The 17,001-nt window shown below is 72.8% G+C and carries 7 protein-coding genes and 1 riboswitch; of the genes, 4 read left to right on the forward strand and 3 right to left on the reverse strand.

Going from position 1 to position 17,001, the window contains the following annotated elements:
- The first annotated feature begins 8 nt into the window (after positions 1-8).
- Genes CLV35_RS11195 through cobN form a run of 4 tightly spaced genes read left to right on the forward strand, consistent with a single transcriptional unit; the run spans position 9 to position 6,911 of the window.
- Positions 9-773 (forward strand): CbtA family protein, encoded by a 765-nt coding sequence (locus CLV35_RS11195; RefSeq protein WP_121193590.1) that lies wholly within the window; start codon positions 9-11, stop codon positions 771-773.
- Between the two features lie 17 nt (positions 774-790).
- Positions 791-1,744: a cobalamin biosynthesis protein gene (locus tag CLV35_RS11200; protein WP_121193591.1), complete on the forward strand. Its 954-nt coding sequence runs from the start codon at positions 791-793 to the stop codon at positions 1,742-1,744.
- Entirely contained in the window at positions 1,741-3,264 is a 1,524-nt protein-coding gene (locus CLV35_RS11205; RefSeq protein ID WP_121193592.1) for a cobyric acid synthase, read from the forward strand. The genes CLV35_RS11200 and CLV35_RS11205 overlap by 4 nt, the downstream gene beginning before the upstream one ends.
- Positions 3,261-6,911, forward strand: coding sequence for a cobaltochelatase subunit CobN (cobN, locus tag CLV35_RS11210; RefSeq protein WP_183061930.1), 3,651 nt, complete (start codon positions 3,261-3,263; stop codon positions 6,909-6,911). The genes CLV35_RS11205 and cobN overlap by 4 nt, the downstream gene beginning before the upstream one ends.
- Before the next feature lie 31 nt (positions 6,912-6,942).
- On the opposite strand, the gene CLV35_RS11215 is transcribed toward cobN, so the two are convergent.
- From CLV35_RS11215 to CLV35_RS11225, 3 genes are all read right to left on the reverse strand, one after another.
- The gene (locus CLV35_RS11215) at positions 6,943-9,282 is read right to left on the reverse strand and encodes a glycoside hydrolase family 2 TIM barrel-domain containing protein (RefSeq protein WP_121193593.1); all 2,340 of its coding nucleotides are present in this window, start codon (positions 9,280-9,282) and stop codon (positions 6,943-6,945) included.
- Between the two features lie 196 nt (positions 9,283-9,478).
- Entirely contained in the window at positions 9,479-12,547 is a 3,069-nt protein-coding gene (locus CLV35_RS11220) for a S8 family peptidase (RefSeq protein ID WP_121193594.1), read from the reverse strand.
- Positions 12,548-12,723: 176 nt separating this feature from the next.
- Positions 12,724-16,506: a LamG-like jellyroll fold domain-containing protein gene (locus tag CLV35_RS11225; RefSeq protein WP_121193595.1), complete on the reverse strand. Its 3,783-nt coding sequence runs from the start codon at positions 16,504-16,506 to the stop codon at positions 12,724-12,726.
- A 323-nt stretch (positions 16,507-16,829) separates the two neighbouring features.
- Positions 16,830-16,951, forward strand: a riboswitch (cobalamin riboswitch).
- The last annotated feature ends 50 nt before the right edge of the window (positions 16,952-17,001 follow it).

The following is a 17,001-nucleotide window of genomic DNA, read 5'->3' on the forward strand; positions in this document are numbered from 1 at the left end:
CGGCTCGCATGGCACGCACGCTGCTCGTCCGCGGCATGCTCGTCGGCCTCGTCGCCGGCGTGCTCGCCTTCCTGGTCGCCCGGCTGCTCGGCGAGGCGCAGGTCGCCCACGCGATCGCCTTCGAGTCGGCCCGCGAGGCCGCCGAGGGCGCCGCGCCCGAGGAGGAGCTGGTCTCCCGCACGGTGCAGAGCACCCTCGGCCTGCTGACCGCGACCACCGTCTTCTCCGTCGGCCTCGGCGGGGTCTACGCGCTGGCCTACGCGCTGGTGCAGGGCCGCCTCGGCCGGCTCGGTGCCCGGGCGACCGCCGCGCTGACCGCGCTGGGAGGTTTCCTCGCCGTCTACGCCCTGCCCGCGCTGAAGTACCCCGCCAACCCGCCGGCGATCGGGCGCGCCGACACGATCGGCTCCCGCACCGCCTACTACCTCGCGATGGTGCTGCTGTCGTTCGCGGTCGTGGTCTCCGTGGCGGTGGCCGGCCGGGCGCTGGTCGGGCGGCTGGGCACCTGGAACGCCTGGACCGTCGCGGTCGCCGGCGGCGTCGTCGCCGTCGGCGTCTGCTACGCGGCGATGCCCGGCGTCCACGAGACCCCGGCCGGCTTCCCCGCCGACGTCCTGTGGCGGTTCCGGCTCGCCTCGTGGGCGGTCTCGCTCACGGTCTGGGCGACGTTCGGCCTGCTGTTCGGCGCCCTGACCGAGCGCGCGCTGGCGGAGCACCCGTCCCGGCGCCGCGCCCGCGGCACTTCTGCCGCCGCCCGCTCATCGCTGGCCTGACCGCCCGCCGCGGCAGGGTGCCCACCGCGGCCGGGCTGCTGCTCGGGTCGGCCCTCGACGCGGCGCTCGGCGACCCCCGCCGCGGCCACCCGGTCGCCGGCTTCGGCGCGGTGGCCGCGCGGCTGGAGGCGCTGGTGTGGTCCCCGTCGCGGGGACGCGGCACCGCGTACGCCGTGGTGCTGACCGGGTCGGCAGCCACGCTGGGCGTGGCGCTGGCCCGCGCCACGCGCTCGCGCCCGCTCGCCCGCACGGCCGTCACGGCGCTCGTCACCTGGTCGGTGCTCGGCGGCACGTCGCTGCGGCGCGAGGGGACGACGCTCGGCGACCGGCTGCTCGAGGACGACCTCGACGCCGCCCGCGCGCAGCTGCCCGCGCTGTGCGGGCGCGACGCCTCCGTCCTCGACGGGGGCGAGCTCGCCCGTGCAGGCCTGGAGTCGGTGGCCGAGAACACCTCCGACGCCGCCGTCGCGCCCCTGCTGTGGGGAGGGCTGCTCGGGCTGCCGGGACTGCTCGCCTACCGCGCGGCCAACACCCTCGACGCCATGGTCGGGCACCGCAGCGAGCGCTACGAGGCCTTCGGCTGGGCCTCGGCCCGGCTCGACGACGTGCTGAACCTGCTGCCCTCGAGAGTGACCGGTGTGCTCGCGGTCGTTCTGGCGCCTATGGTCGGTGGCCGCTCGCGCGACGCCCTGCGGGTCTTCCTCGCCGACCGCGCCGCCCATCCCAGTCCCAACTCCGGCCAGTGCGAGGCCGCGTTCGCCGGTGCCCTGAGCGTCCGGCTCGGCGGCACCAACGTCTACGCCGGGCGGGTCGAGCACCGGCCGGTGCTCGGGTCGGCCTCGCCCGCGTGCGGTCCTCGGGACCTCGCGCGGGCCGCCCGGCTGTCAGGTGCGGTGCAGATAGGGGCGGTGGCTCTGGGCGTCCTGCTCGCGCTGCTCCGTCCGGCGTCGTCGAGGCGTGGTGCGGCATGAGCGGCGCGCTGCTGGTGGCCGGCACCACCTCCGACGCCGGGAAGAGCCTGCTGACCGCAGGCATCTGCCGCTGGCTCGTGCGGCGAGGCCTCTCGGTCGCGCCGTTCAAGGCGCAGAACATGTCGCTGAACTCCTGGGTCACCGCCGACGGCGCCGAGATCGGCCGTGCGCAGGCCGTGCAGGCCGCCGCCGCGCGGGTCGAGCCCGAGGCCGCCATGAACCCCGTGCTGCTCAAGCCGGGCAGCGACCGGCACTCGCAGGTGGTGCTGCTCGGCCGGCCGGTCGCCGAGGTCGACGCGATGAGCTACCGCGAGCACAAGCCGCGGCTGCTCGAGGTGGCGCTCGAGAGCCTCGCGGACCTGCGTCGGCGCTTCGACGTCGTGGTCTGCGAGGGTGCCGGCTCGCCCGCCGAGATCAACCTGCGCGACCGCGACATCGCCAACATGGGGCTCGCGCGAGCCGCGGGGCTGCCCGTCGTGGTCGTCGGCGACATCGACCGCGGCGGCGTGTTTGCCTCTATGTTCGGCACGCTGTCGCTGCTGTCCGCGGCCGACCAGGCGCTGGTGGCGGGCTTCGTCGTCAACAAGTTCCGCGGCGACCCCGCGCTGCTCGAGCCGGGGCTGGCGATGCTGCGCGTGCTCACCGGCCGCCCGGTCCTCGGCGTCGTGCCGTGGGTCGGTGGGCTGCAGCTCGACCTCGAGGACTCGCTGGGCATGGACGTGCCGCGCGCCCCCGCCGGCCCGCCGGTGGGCGCCGAGACGCTGCGCGTCGCAGTCGTACGCCTGCCGCGCGTCAGCAACGCCACCGACGTCGACGCGCTGGCGTGCGAGCCGGGCGTCGAGGTCGTCTTCGCCGACCGGCCCGAGCAGGTGCTCGCCGCCGACCTCGCCGTCCTGCCCGGCTCGCGGGCCACGGTCACCGACCTCGACTGGCTGCGCTCGCGCGGGCTGGACGTGGCGCTCGCCCTGCGCGCCGACCGTGGGCTGCCGGTGCTGGGCATCTGCGGCGGCTACCAGATGCTCGGGTGCACGATCGTCGACCCGGTCGAGAGCCGCCGCGGCGAGGTCGAGGGTCTCGGGCTCCTGCCGGCCTCGACCCGCTTCGAGCGCGACAAGACCCTGGGGCGTCCTCGAGGCACCGCCGCCGGTGGCGAACCGGTCGAGGCCTACGAGATCCACCACGGCATCGTGACCGCTGACGCCGAGCCGCTGTTCACCACCTCCGACGGTGTCGGAGAGGGGTGCCGCGCGGGCTCCGTCTGGGGCACGACCTGGCACGGCGTGCTCGAGAACGACCTGTGGCGCCGGGCCTTCCTGCGGGAGGTCGCCGACCTGGCCGGCCGCGCGTTCGAGCCGGCGCAGCGTACGTCGTTCGCGGCTGTCCGCGATGCGCGCCTCGACGCGCTCGGCGACCTCGTCGAGAACCACTGCGACACCGGAGCGCTGCTCCGCCTGATCGAGGAGGGCGCGCCGACCGGGCTGCCCTTCGTCCCGCCCGGAGCACCGGAGGTCCCCGCGTGAGCCCGTTCGTCCTGCTGTCCACTGCCGACACCGAGCTGCTGGCGGCGCGGGCGAGCGACGCCGGCTGGCGCACCGCGAACCCCGCGCGCCTCTCTGCTGACGAGGTGGGGCCGCTGCTCGCGGGCGCCTCGGGCGTGGTGGTGCGGCTGCTGGGCGGCCGGCGCACCTGGCCCGAGGGGCTGGACGCGGTGCTCGCGTCGGGGCTCCCGGCAGTGGTCCTCGGTGGTGAGGCGGTGCCCGATGCCGAGCTGCAGGCGCTGTCGACCGTGCCTGCGGGTGTGGTCGCCGAGTCGCTGGCCTACCTGCGCGAGGGCGGGGTCGCGAACCTGCGGGAGCTGTCGCGGTTCCTCTCCGACACCCTCCTGCTGACGGGTGAGGGCTTCGCGCCGCCGGAGACCATGCCGTCGTGGGGGGTGCTCGGGCCGCGCAAGTCCGACGACGCCGTGCCAACGGTCGGCATCGTCTTCTACCGCGCCCACGCCCTGTCGGGGAACACCGCCTTCGTCGAGTCGCTCGCCGACGCGGTCGAGGCGGCCGGTGCCAACGCCCTGCCGGTGTTCTGCTCGTCGCTGCGGGCGATGGAGCCGGAGCTGCTGGCCGCTCTCGGGGCCTGCGACGCGATCGTCGCGACGGTCCTCGCCGCGGGCGGGACCCGGGCGGCCGACGCGTCGGCCGGTGGCGACGACGAGGCGTGGGACGTCGGCGCGCTCGCGGGCCTCGACGTACCCGTCGTGCAGGGCCTGTGCCTCACGTCCTCGCGCGCTCAGTGGGCAGCGTCGTCCGCCGCCCTCTCGCCGATGGATGCTGCTATGCAGGTGGCGATCCCGGAGTTCGACGGCCGGCTCATCAGCGTCGCCTTCTCCTTCAAGGAGTTCGACGGCGATGTGCCGGTCTACGTCGCCGACCCGGAGCGCGCGGCCCGCGTCGCCGGCATCGCAGTGCGGCACGCGCGTCTCTCGCACGTGCCGGTCGCCGAGCGCCGGCTCGCCGTCGTGCTGTCCTCCTACCCGACCAAGCACGCGCGCGTGGGCAACGCGGTCGGGCTCGACACGCCCGCCTCGGCCGTACGCCTGCTGTCGGCCCTGCGCTCGTCCGGTTGGGGCGTCTCGGAGTTCCCCTCGGACGGAGACACGCTGATCCACTCGCTGATCGCGGCCGGCGGGCACGACGTCGAGTGGCTGACGGAGGAGCAGCTGGCGGCGGCGCCTGCTCGGGTTCCGCTGTCGGTCTACTCGTCGTGGTTCTCGGCGCTGCCGGAGGACCTGCAGGCGAGCGTCGAGGAGCACTGGGGCCCGCCGCCCGGGTCGCTCTACGTCGACGGCGACGACATCGTGCTCGCCTCGCTGCAGTTCGGCAACGTCGTGCTGATGATCCAGCCGCCGCGCGGCTTCGGCGAGAACCCGATCGCGATCTACCACGACCCCGACCTGCCGCCGTCGCACCACTACCTCGCTGCCTACCGCTGGCTGTCCGCGCCGTCGTCGGCGGGCGGGTTCGGTGCGGACGCGGTCGTGCACCTCGGCAAGCACGGCACGCTCGAGTGGCTGCCCGGCAAGGGGTTGGGGCTCTCGGCCTCCGACGGGCCCGACGCGGCGCTCGGCGACCTGCCGCTGGTCTACCCGTTCATCGTCAACGACCCGGGCGAGGGCACCCAGGCCAAGCGCCGCGCCCACGCGACAGTCGTAGACCACCTCGTGCCACCCATGGCACGGGCCGACTCCTACGGCGACATGGCCAAGCTCGAGCAGCTGCTCGACGAGTACGCGACGGTGCAGGCGCTCGACCCGACCAAGGTTCCGGTCGTGCGGGCGCAGATCTGGGAGCTGGTCGAGGCGGCGCAGCTGCACCACGACCTGCACGTCTCCGAGACGCCGTCCGACGACGAGTTCGACGACTTCGTGCTCCACATCGACGGCTACCTGTGCGAGGTCAAGGACGTCCTCATCCGTGACGGCCTCCACATCCTCGGCGACGCGCCCTCGGCGGAGGCGCTCGACAACCTCGTGGTCTCGGTGCTGCGGGCGTCGCAGGTGTGGGGCGGGCGGCAGGGCGCCCTCCCGGGCATCCGCGCGGCGCTCGCCACTGCGTACGGTCTCGACGAGAAGGCCCTGCTCGCCGACCCCGGAGCCCTCGTGTCCGAACCCGCTGGGCTGTTCGCGCAGGTCGAGGGACGAGTGCGGTCGGACATCCGGGCGTCGGCGGTGGTGGACCGCATCGACGCCTTGGCGCTCGAGCTCGTGCAGACCGCGCGATCGTCGGACCCCGCCGCTGCGGTGGAGTCGGTCGTCGGGCGGCCGGTGCCGGAGCTGGTGGCCGTGCTCGAGTTCGCCCGCGACGAGCTGCTGCCCCGGCTGGCCCGGACGACCGACGAGCTCGACAACGTCGTGCGCGCCCTCGACGGCCGCTTCGTGCCGCCGGGACCGTCGGGCTCGCCGACGCGTGGCCTGGTCAACGTGCTGCCGACCGGCCGCAACTTCTACTCGGTCGACCCGAAGGCGATCCCCTCGCGCAACGCCTGGGACGTGGGCGTGGCGCTGGCCGACTCACTGCTGGCGCGGCACCAGGCCGACACGGGGGAGTGGCCGCAGTCGGTCGGCCTCACCGTCTGGGGCACGTCGGCCATGCGCACGCAGGGCGACGACATCGCAGAAGTCCTGGCGCTGCTGGGATGCCGGCCGACCTGGGACGACGCGTCGCGGCGCGTGACGGGCTTCGAGGTCGTGCCGCTGGGTGAGCTCGGTCGGCCCCGGGTCGACGTCACGGTGCGCATCTCGGGCTTCTTCCGCGACGCGTTCCCGCACGTGGTCGCGCTCCTCGACGACGCGGTGCGTGCCGTTGCGGCGCTGTCCGACGAGGCGGCCGAGGACAACTTCGTGCGCGCGCACGTCGTCGAGGACCTGGCCGACCACGGCGACGAGCGGCGCGCGACGTCGCGGATCTTCGGGTCTAAGCCGGGCGCGTACGGTGCCGGCCTCCTCCCGCTCATCGACGCGCGGAACTGGCGCTCCGACGCCGACCTCGCCGAGGTCTACGCGGTATGGGGTGGTTTTGCCTATGGTCGTGGGCTGGACGGCGTCGAGGCCCGCGGCGACATGGAGCAGGCGTACCGGCGCATCGCCGTCGCGGCGAAGAACCAGGACACCCGCGAGCACGACATCATGGACAGCGACGACTACTTCCAGTACCACGGCGGCATGGTCGCGATGGTGCGCTCGCTGACCGGTACGTCACCTGCCGCCTACGTCGGTGACTCCGCAGTCCCAGACAGCGTGCGTACGCGCTCGCTGCAGGAGGAGACGCACCGGGTGTTCCGCGCGCGCGTCGTCAACCCGAAGTGGGTGTCGGCGATGCAGCGGCACGGCTACAAGGGCGCGTTCGAGCTCGCGGCGACCGTCGACTACCTGTTCGGCTACGACGCGACGGCGGGCGTCGTCGACGACTGGATGTACGAGAAGCTCGCCGAGTCCTACGTCTTCGACGAGACCAACCGCGCGTTCATGGAGAAGAGCAACCCGTGGGCGCTGCGCGGCATCTCGGAGCGGCTGCTCGAGGCGGCCGAGCGCGGGCTGTGGGCCGAGCCCGACGCCGCCACCCTCCAGCGGCTGCGGGAGACCTACCTCGAGCTCGAGGGCGACCTCGAGGAGTGAGTGTCCGAACGCGTACGCCTGTCCGCGCTGGTCAGCGCGCGACGGGTTCGGACACGAGGACGGTGGCGGGCGGGAGACCGTCGACGCGCACGGTGACGGTCGCGGCGCCCGGCCCGTCGGCGCGCACGAAGCCGACCATCCGTCCGAGGTGCGCGCGCCGCGAGCCGGACCGGCCGTCCTCGCGGTCGAGCAGGTCGCCGGTCTCCAGCGCCACCAGGGTGACCGGACCCTCGACCTCCCAGTGCAGCCGGCCGTCGTAGCGCGGCACCGGGTTGTCCGCCGCGTCGACCACGTGGACCGTCACGTGCGCGAGCTGACCCGGGGCGAGCTGGGGCCGGTCGACGCCGAGCACGAGCGCAGCTGGTGGTCCAGCGGTGTGGAGGAGATCGGTCACCGGTTCCTCGCCCGCGTCGCTCGCCACGACGTACAGCGATCCTGGCTCGTAGGCGACGTCCCAGTGCAGTGCGCCGTCCGTCGACTCCGTGCGGTGCCGGACGCCCGCGGACACGTCGTTGACGAACAGCTCGGCGCTCTCGCAGGTGGTGAAGCAGACCACCCGAGCCGTGGTGCCGACAGCGGAGTCCCACGCTCGCACGACGTCGCGGTAGGGCCAGCCGCGCCCCTCGGGCACCGGCAGCGGCGCGACACCGAGCCAGGCCATGGGCACCGGGCTCCAGAGGCTCCGACGCCAGTGGTAGTGCGGCTTGGGGAAGCCTGCGAGATCGAGAAGGCCGGCGCCGTTGCCGCGCGCCGGCCACTCGTGCACCTCGCCGAGGTAGTCCACGCCGGTCCACAGGAACTGCCCGGAGATGAAGTCGTTGTCGGCGACACCGCGCCACGCGTCCCAGGTGTGGGAGTTCTCGCTGCCGTAGAGCACTCGTGCCGGGTAGGCGGCGTGGTCGTCGGCGTAGCGGTACTCCTGGTAGTTGTAGCCCACGACGTCGAGCGCGTCGGCGAACCCGACCTCGTTGGCGACGACCGCCGCCGCGAGCCCCGCGGTGACCGGCCGCGTGTCGTCGTGCTCCTTGACGACTGCTACCAGGCGCCGCGCGATCTCGCCCATGCGCGCGGCATCGGGCCGCTCGGGCTCGTAGCCGCTGCCGTAGATCTGCGGGTTGGGCCCGATGTCGAGCGCCGGGTGGGAGTAGGGGTCGTTGGGGTAGTCGATCTCGTTGCCGATGCTCCACATGACGATGCTGGGGTGGTTGCGCCCGCGGCGGACCATGTCGGCGAGGTCGCGCTCGCCCTCGGCGACGAAGTCCGCGGCCGTCCCTTCGTTGCCCGGCTCGCCGAGGTTCCACCCCTCGAGCCACTTGTTCTTGTTGACCTCCCACTCGTCGAAAGCCTCGTCCTGCACCAGGAACCCGAGCCGGTCGCAGAGGTCGTAGAGGTAGGCGGCGTGCGGGTTGTGCGACATGCGTACGGCGTTGGTGCCCGCCGCCTTCAGCACGTGCAGCCGGCGCTCCCACACCTCGGACGGCACGGCCGTGCCCAGCACGCCGGCGTCGTCGTGCAGGCAGACGCCGCGCAGCGTCGTGCTGCGGCCGTTGAGGAAGAAGCCGGCGTCGGGGTCGAAGCGGAAGCTGCGTACGCCGACCGCCACCTCTTCGTCGTCCAGGACCTCGTCGCCCGCCCGCAGCTCGACGCGCAGTCGGTAGAGGTGCGGGTGCTCGGGGGACCAGAGGCTCGGTGCGTCCAGCGAGAGCTCGAGCGCGGCTCCTCCGTCCGTGACCTCGGCCGCGGCGCCGGCGACCCTGCGATCGTCGGGCCCGCGCAGCGCGCAGTCGACGGTGAGCCCGTCAGGTGCAGCGCCGGCGATGTCGAGGCGTACGCGTACGGCCACGGTCGCCGACTCCGCTGACACCTGCGGCGTCGTGACGACGACGCCCCACTCGGCGAGCCGAGCCGTGCCGGTCGACACGAGGGTGACGGGCCGGTTGATGCCCGAGCCGGTGTACCACCGCGAGTCGGCGTGGGCGGAGTGGTCGACCCGCACGGCGAGCACCTGGCGTCCGGAGGGGTCGAGCGCGTCGGTGAGCTCGTAGGTGAAGGAGGCGAAGCCGCTGCCGCGGTGCCCGAGGTGGACGCCGTTGAGCCACACGTCGCTGCCGCGGTAGACACCGTCGAAGTGCACGAAGTGGCGGGTGCCGGGCTCAGGGACGAGCTCGAAGGCCACGCGGTACCACCCGATGCCTGCGGGCAGGAAGCCCGTGGCGCTGGCCAAGCCCCGGTCGTGCGGCCCCTCGATGCCCCAGTCGTGCGGCACTGCCTGCGCGCGCCACCCGCTGTCGTCGTGGTCGGGCGACTCAGCGCCCGGCGAGTCGCCCAGGGTGAAGCGCCAACCGGTCAGGAGCGGGGTCTCGCGGCGCACGGGCTGCCTCCTCGGGCTCGAGGGCTACAGCCAAGCACAGCCGGGCTCTCCCAGGGCGATGGGCGTCCACGACGTCGTGGGTTCCGGTGGTCGCTCCAGGGCGACGGCGGTCCACGACGTCGTGGGGGACGAGACAGGCGTCCCCCCGCACCGGCGAGCGGTGCGGAGGGACGCCTGGGTGGAGCGGTGTGCGTGCCTAGCGCAGGCGCACCGTGTCAGCCTGCTCGGAGCCGGACTTGTCCTCGAGCGAGACGACGAGCCAGCCCTTCGCCGGCACGCTGGCCAGGCGAGCCCGGTCGACCGCGGCCGGGATGGCGCCCTTGGCGCCGCCCGGGACGGTGGCGAACTGGCCGGTCTGCAGCGCCGGGTGGAAGGCGTCGAACGAGCCGATCTCGTCGACGATGTCGAACCCTGCTCCGAACAGCGAGAACGCCGTCGTGAAGAAGTCGACCCGCCCGTGGGCGGCCGTCAGGCCGACCGTGCTGAGCGAGAACGGCAACTCCACGACGGAGGTGTTGATCTCGCCGCCGAGGACGTAGCCGCCCACCAGCGCGCCGCTGGCGAGGTCGAGCGTGAACGAGCCGAAGACGCCGTCGGGCGTGCCCGTGGTGAGCAGGCCGTTGTCGACGCCGACGACCACGTAGTCGCCCGAGCCGTCACCGTCGGTGTCGAGGAGCACCTCGGTGTCGGCCGCCGCCGCGTTGGCCAGCCGGTCGTGCAGCGAGACCGCGAAGACGCCGAGGTCGGAGCTCGGGAACGACTGGACGCCGACCTCCCGCACGTCGGGGGCGTCGAACAGCAGCGGCTGGTCGGTCGAGTCGTCGTCGGCCGATGCCCACGAGTAGACGTCGGCCGAACCGGCCACCGGCGAGGAGTTCTTCACGCCGATGGCGACCGAGGAGGCGCCCTTCTTGAGCGACACCGAGTGGTCGGCGCGCACGGCCGAGGTGACCTTCGGGATCATCAGGTAGGGCACGCGCAGCGTCGGAGCACCGCTGGAGACCGGCGTCGCGACGATGTTGCCGGCGACCGCCTCGAGCTGGTTCGCCGAGGGCGAGCCCGCCGGGGTGGTCGTCACCGTGACCTTGACGCGGACCCAGCCGTGGGCGGGGACCGTGACCGTCGAGGGCGAGATCGACACGGTGGTCGCCCCCGAGGCGCGCAGCTCGGCCTCGTCGGTCAGCGCGTAGGTGGCCGCCGAGCCGCTGGTGTTGAGGATGCGCACGTTGTCCGAGCCGGTGAGCGTCTTGGCGCCCTCCTTGTAGCCGAGCGACACGCTGGTCGCCTTACCGTCGTAGGCGAGCACCGGGGTGGTGATCGCCTCGTCGGGGTCGACGAGGCCGGCGCCGGCGAGCACCGGGCTGTAGCCCTTGACGCCCGACGGGTCGGCGGTGTTGACCAGGGCGGCCTTGAGCTGCGCGACCGAGAGGCTCGGTCGGGCCTGCTTGACCAGCGCCGCTGCGCCGGCGACGAACGGCGCCGACATCGAGGTGCCGGACTCGGTCAGCGGCCCCTTGCCCGTGCCGACACCCGCAGAGACGACGGAGACGCCGGGGGCGGTGAGGTCCGGCTTGGCCGCGTCACCGACGAGGCCGGGGCCGGAGGAGGTGAAGCTGGCAGGGGCCAGGTAGTTCGGGTTCGGCAGCCCGGCGCCCTGGGTGAGGCTGGCGGTCTGGCCGTCGAGGCCCTGGAGCTGCACGCCCTGCTCCGGCGTGGCGCCGAGGAAGGGGATGGTGACGCCGGGGATCGGGCCCTCGATCGGCGGGTAGCCGGGCGAGGAGTTGACCATGATGACCGCGGCCGCACCGGCCTGCTGGCCGTACTGCGCGCGGGCCACGCGGTCGCAGTCGCCGCGCACCGTCACGACGATGTCGCCGGCGTAGGGCGTGTAGCTGGCCGGGTCGCAGCCCAGCGACTCGTCGGCCGCCGTCGCCGGGTCGTCCTGCAGCACGACGATCGGCGCGTTGACCGAGGAGACGTCGGCCTGGTTGGAGACCTGCAGGTCGAGGGTGGTGCCCCCGACCGCCAGCCGGGCGTTCGGCAGGACCGGCACGTTGTCGACTGCCGCGACGCTGATGGCGGCCTTAGAGGTGCTGGGTGCGCCCACGATGTAGGGGCTGTCGCCGTCGTTGCCGGCGCTGATGACCGAGACGGTGCCGGCCGCGGCGGCGTTCTCGATCGCCTCGTTCTCGGCGTCGTTGCCGACGCCGTAGGGCGAGCCGAGGCTCAGGTTGATGATGTCGAGGTGGTGCGCGACGGCCCAGTCGATCGCCGAGATCACGATGTCGTCGCCGACGGTGCCCTCGCAGCCGAAGACCTTCAGGCCGTAGAGGGTCGCCTTGGGCGCGACGCCCGGGGAGACGACGAAGTCGGTCGCGTCGTAGCCGGCCTGGGAGTAGGGCCCGGTGTAGGTGCCGTCGGCCGTCACGCCCTCGCCCGCGGCGATGCCGCCGACGTGGGAGCCGTGCCCGTCGCAGTCGAGCGGGTCGGGGTCGGGCTTCGGCACCGGGTTGGTGTCGGCGTCGTAGTCGTTGCCGACGAAGTCGTAGCCGCCCGCGACCTTGGCGGTCGGGAAGGTGCCCGGCTCGATGACGGTCGGGTCGTTCGACTGGTAGGCCGCGACCGTGCCCGGGCCGCCGAAGTCGGCGTGGGTGTAGTCGATGCCGGTGTCGATGATGCCGATCTTGACGCCCGAGCCGTCGTAGCCCAGCGCGTCCCAGACCTGGCTCGGCACGCCGAGCAGCGGCGAGGGCGCGGAGTCGGCCATCGGCTTGGCCGTGGTGACGGCCTGGACGCCGACGACGCCCGGCAGCTTCGCGGCCTTGGCCAGCGCGGAGCGGGTCAGCGACACGGAGACGCCGTTGTAGGCGGTGTGCACGCTGGTGCTGACGCGGCCGCCGAGCGCCTTGAGGCTCTTGATGGTCGTGGCCTGCTGGGCCGTGACGCCGGCGGCGACCGAGCGCTCCTGTGCGGCCGTCAGGGGGGTGCCGGCAGCCTGCGCCGCTGCGGCGGCGACGGCCACCGGGTCCTTGGACAGCTGGAGCAGGACCTGCACGCGGCTGGTGCCCTTGGCGCGCGCGAGGATCTTGTCGACCTCGGCCTTGTCGACCTTGGTGCCCTTCGGCAGCTGGTGGAGGGTCTTGCCGCCGACCTTGACGGTCTTGGTGGGCGGGAGGTGGCCCGGTTCGGCGGCTGCGGCCGCGACCGGCGTGGAGATGACGAGCAGGGCTGCCGCGGCGAGCGGGAGCCTTCGACGGATCTGCACTAGCTGGCCCTCCTGGTGCGAGGTGCGGACGGCGGCGGACCCCGTCCGGCGTGCTGGGTGCTCGGACCATAGCAACGCAACCCCGCCCGGGACAGTGCAGCGCGGAAAAGGGATGCGGACGCGGGAGGACCCGCACGGCGGCGTGCCGTGCGGGTCCTCCTGGGACGTGCGAGCCGCTAGAGCAGCGCGTCCACCAGCGGCAGCAGCGTGCTCTTGGCCGTGGCGCTCACCTTCGATGCCTTGGCCCCCGACACGGCGTCGCGCAGGGCGTGCGCCTTCTGCGTCGCCGTGGCCGAGTCACCGGCCGCCTGCGCCGACTCGATCGAGTCCACCAGCGACTGGAGGTCGTTGGCGGTGCTCTGCACGATGTCGCCGCTGCGGGTCAGCGTGCCGACCTGCTGGCGCACCGCCTGGACCGGCGTGCGCGCCGGGAGGAGGGCGTCGAGCAGGGCGGTCAGCTGCGTACGCGCCGCGACCGTGATGTTTGCCGGTGCCGCGTCGAGGGTGGCCCGGACCGACTGCAGCTTCGCACGCATCGCGCCGAAGTCGTGCGCCGCTTCCGCCGCCGAGGCGGCGGACAGGGTGCTGCGCAGGCTGCGCGCCGTGCTGGCCGGCACGCCGCCCGAGGCGGCGAGACGGTCGAGGGCGGTGCTGACGTCGCTGATGCGCGTCACGCTCGGCTCCCCGGCCGCCAGCGAGGCGATCTCGCTGTCGGAGAGGACCCGGTCGTAGGCGTGCACCGAGTCGATGGCGCCGGGGAAGAAGTCCACGGCACCGCCGTTGAACTTGCCGCGGCCGATGACCAGGTTGCCCGGGTCGTTCGCGCCGCCGCAGACCGACGCGCTGCCGGCGAGCTTGCCGTCGACGTAGATCCGGATCTCACCGGCGGCGAGGTCGCGGACACCGGTCAGGTGGTACCACCGGCCGACCTGCGGGGTGCCGACGCCGGTGGCGAGGGCGCGGGTCTGCGGGTAGCTGAACGCCCACACGTGGTCGGCACCGGAGTACTGCAGGAAGAAGTCGCTGGCCTGCGCCCCGTCCTGGCTCACCACCGTCGCGAAGCCGTCGGTGCGGTCGATCTTCGCCCACGCCGAGACGGTGTAGCTGCCGGAGGTGTCGAGCACCTGCGCGCCGGTGTCGACGAACTGGTTGCTGCCGTTGAACTGCAGCGCCTTGCCGCTCGTGCCGGCCGTCCACGTCGGGCCGTTGACCAGCGTGCCGTCGTGGGCGCCGCCGCTCAGGTCCTCGGTGACCGTGCCGGAGCCCTCGTCGAGCGGCCAGTAGCCGGTGCCGACGAGGCCGGGCTTGCCGGGCTTGACCACGACCGAGCCGGTGCTGGCCCCGGCCGCGATGACCTTCTCGTTGACGGCCTTGACCTGGGCCGGGTCGACCTTCTCGACACGGCGGTCGTAGGTCCACAGACCGTTGAGCTCGGTCTCGACGTCGGTGATCTGCGTGTAGACCGAACCGGACAGCCCGCAGCTCGCAGCACCGATCAGCTGGCTGGTGTTGGAGACGTAGGCGTTGGTCAGGTCAGCAGTGGTCTTGAGGTCGGTGCCGTAGTTGCTCAGCGAGCCGCCAGGCCACGTGTGGCCGGGGATGACCAGGCCGTAGCCGCCGTGCTCGCCGTCCATCGCTGCGCGGTTCGCGTCCGGTGACGGGAACGCCGGGCCGTTGTACATGTGCCAGTCGATGACGTCGCCGTGGCCCGAGTCGCCCTTCGAGGCGCAGCAGTTGACACCGCTGTGGGCGTCGACCAGGCGCGTCGGGTCCTGGGCCTTGACGGAGTCGGCGATCTGACCGGTGACCGTGCGGTCCCACTCGCCCCAGCCCTCGTTGAAGGGGATGAAGCCGATGACCGAGGTGTCGCTGTCGTGCTGGTCGACGATGCGGTGCAGCTGGGTCTGGAAGTTCGCGCGGGCGGTGTCGTTGGTGAAGAAGCCCGCGGGGATGTCCTGCCAGACCATGAGGCCCAGCCGGTCGGCCCAGTAGTACCAGCGGTCGGGCTCCACCTTGATGTGCTTGCGCACGGTGTTGAAGCCCATCTCCTTGTGCTGCACCAGGTCGAAGGCGAGCGCCTCGTCGGTCGGAGCGGTGTAGATGCCGTCCGGCCAGTAGCCCTGGTCCAGGGTGGAGAGCAGGAAGGTCGGCTTGCCGTTGAGCACGATGCGCTGCTTGCCGTTGATGACCTTGAGCCCGATGGAGCGCAGGCCCTGGTAGCTGCCCACGGTGTCGGTCGAGCCGCCGTCGGTCAGCGTGACCTTCAGGTCGTAGAGGTAGGGGTCGTCGGGCGACCACAGGTGCGGGTTGGCGATGGAGAGCGTCAGGGCGGTGTTCGCCGCGCCGGTCACCGAGCCGTACGTCTTGCCGTCCTTCGACGCGACGACCGTGACGCTCGCGCCGGCGGAGGCGCTGGCGGACTCGGCCGTGACCTTGAAGTCCGAGCCGGGCACGTCGGAGGTGATCTTCAGCGAGTCGACGTGGGCGGGCGCGACCGGCTCGAGCCAGACGGTCTGCCAGATGCCCGAGGCCGGCGTGTAGAAGATGCCGCCGGGGTTGTTGGTCTGCTTGCCGGTGGCCTGGTTGCCGGAGTCGGTCGTGTCGACGACGCCGACGATGACCTCCTGCGGGCCGCTGCCCGTGACGGCGTCGGTGATGTCGGCGCTGAACTGGTCGTAGCCGCCGGTGTGCTCGGCCACCTTGGTGCCGTTGACCCACACCGTCGCCGCGTAGTCCACGGCGCCGAAGTTCAGCTTGAGCCGAGCGCCGCTGCCGATGTTCCAGTCGGCCGGCACGGTGAAGGTGCGGCGGTAGAACATCCGGTCCTCGTGGCGCTGGACGCCCGACAGGACGGACTCGACCGGGTAGGGGACGAGGATCTTCTCGCCCAGGGTCTGGCCGACCGGGGGAGTGTCGACCGAGTCGGTCGCCGCGAACTGCCAGGTGCCGTTGAGGTTCTGCCACTTGGTGCGCGTCAGCTGCGGGCGCGGGTAGTCGGGCAGCGCGTTGCTCGGGCTGACCTGCGAGGCCCACGGCGTGGACAGCGTGTAGGTCGAGCCGTTGGTCGCCGCGACGTTGAACTCAGGCAGCGTCTTCTTCGTCGTCGCCAGGGTGCTCTTGCCGTCGTAGGTGATGCGGACCAGCGAGCCCTTGGTGATCGGCGTCGAGGTGGTCAGGATCAGCTTCGAGGCGTCCGACCCGTCGAGGGCCACGCTCGCCAGCGGGAACGCGATGTCGTCGACAGCGACGGTGACGTGCTGCGAGATGTCGGCAGGGAGGGGCTTGAAGTCGGTGTCGATGTCGAGGGTGGCGTGGGTCCCGCTCGCGTCGACCGCCGCGGTGCCGTTGACCGGGGGCTCGTAGCCCTCGGGCAGGTAGAACGCCGACGCGGGGATCGGCTCCGAGGGCGTGCTCGGGCTCGACCACGACAGGTGGAGGTTGGAGCCGCCGAAGTCCTCGAAGTACTCGACCTTGACGTCGTAGCGCTTCCCGGCCTCGAGCTGCACGGGAGCGCTGGTCTGCCGGTTGTCCCAGTCGTCGACCCAGTGGTCGATGACGAGCTGCCCGCCGATCCAGATGCGGAAGCCGTTGTCGCCGATCGCCGAGAACGTGTAGGCCTCGGAGTGGTCGGGCACCAGCTGGCCGGTCCACCGCACCGAGTCCTGGTCGGCCTGCCCGGTGGTGCTCGTGAGCACGCCCTCCAGGCTGCCGAAGTCGAGGTTCGGGTCGATCTGGGTCGTCCGGAACTCGTGGAAGTCGCCGATCCCGGCGCCGCTCGAGCGGTAGTAGTCGCCCTTGAGCCCGTGGAGGGGGTTCGGGTCGGCCTGGGCGGGCGCGGCGGTGGCGAAGGACCCGAGCAGGGCCAGCGCGGCGACGCCGAGCACGCCGCGGGAGAGCAGCGGGCGCCGGCGCCGGAGGGCGGATCGTGGTGGTTCGGGGTGCAGCTGGGCTGGACGCATCAGCGGTCGGCCTCCTGAGCCGTCGTGGGGCAGGGACGTTCGTCTAGCGGGTCGGACGTGGAGCGGATGACAGGGCCTGATCGTTCTGGACCGTTCGTGTCCGGACCCGGTCAACCTCACGGAGTCAAGCGCCTGTCACCGACCGGGGTCAACAGTGCAGAGCGACGAGACCAAATCGTGACCAGTTGCGAAATCGATCACCCGGCGCAGCCCGGGACACCGTCATCCCTGCACGTCGGTGACCGGTTGGGACCGGATCGCGTCGATGGGCGGTGCCCGACGCGCTGCCCGTAGGATGCGCAGGCAAAGCGACGGCAGTGGAGGAAGCCGGTGGGATTCCGGCGCGGTCCCGCCACTGTCACCGGGGAGCGAGGTCCCAGTGAGTGCCACTCCCGCGCGAGCGGGGGGAAGGCAGGGCCCGAGCACTGATCCGGAAGCCAGGATTTCCCTGCCGTCGCCCGACCGACCAGGGGCGTGGACACCCCGGGGAAGGAA

The organism is Motilibacter peucedani (assembly GCF_003634695.1).
Classification (GTDB): domain Bacteria; phylum Actinomycetota; class Actinomycetes; order Motilibacterales; family Motilibacteraceae; genus Motilibacter; species Motilibacter peucedani.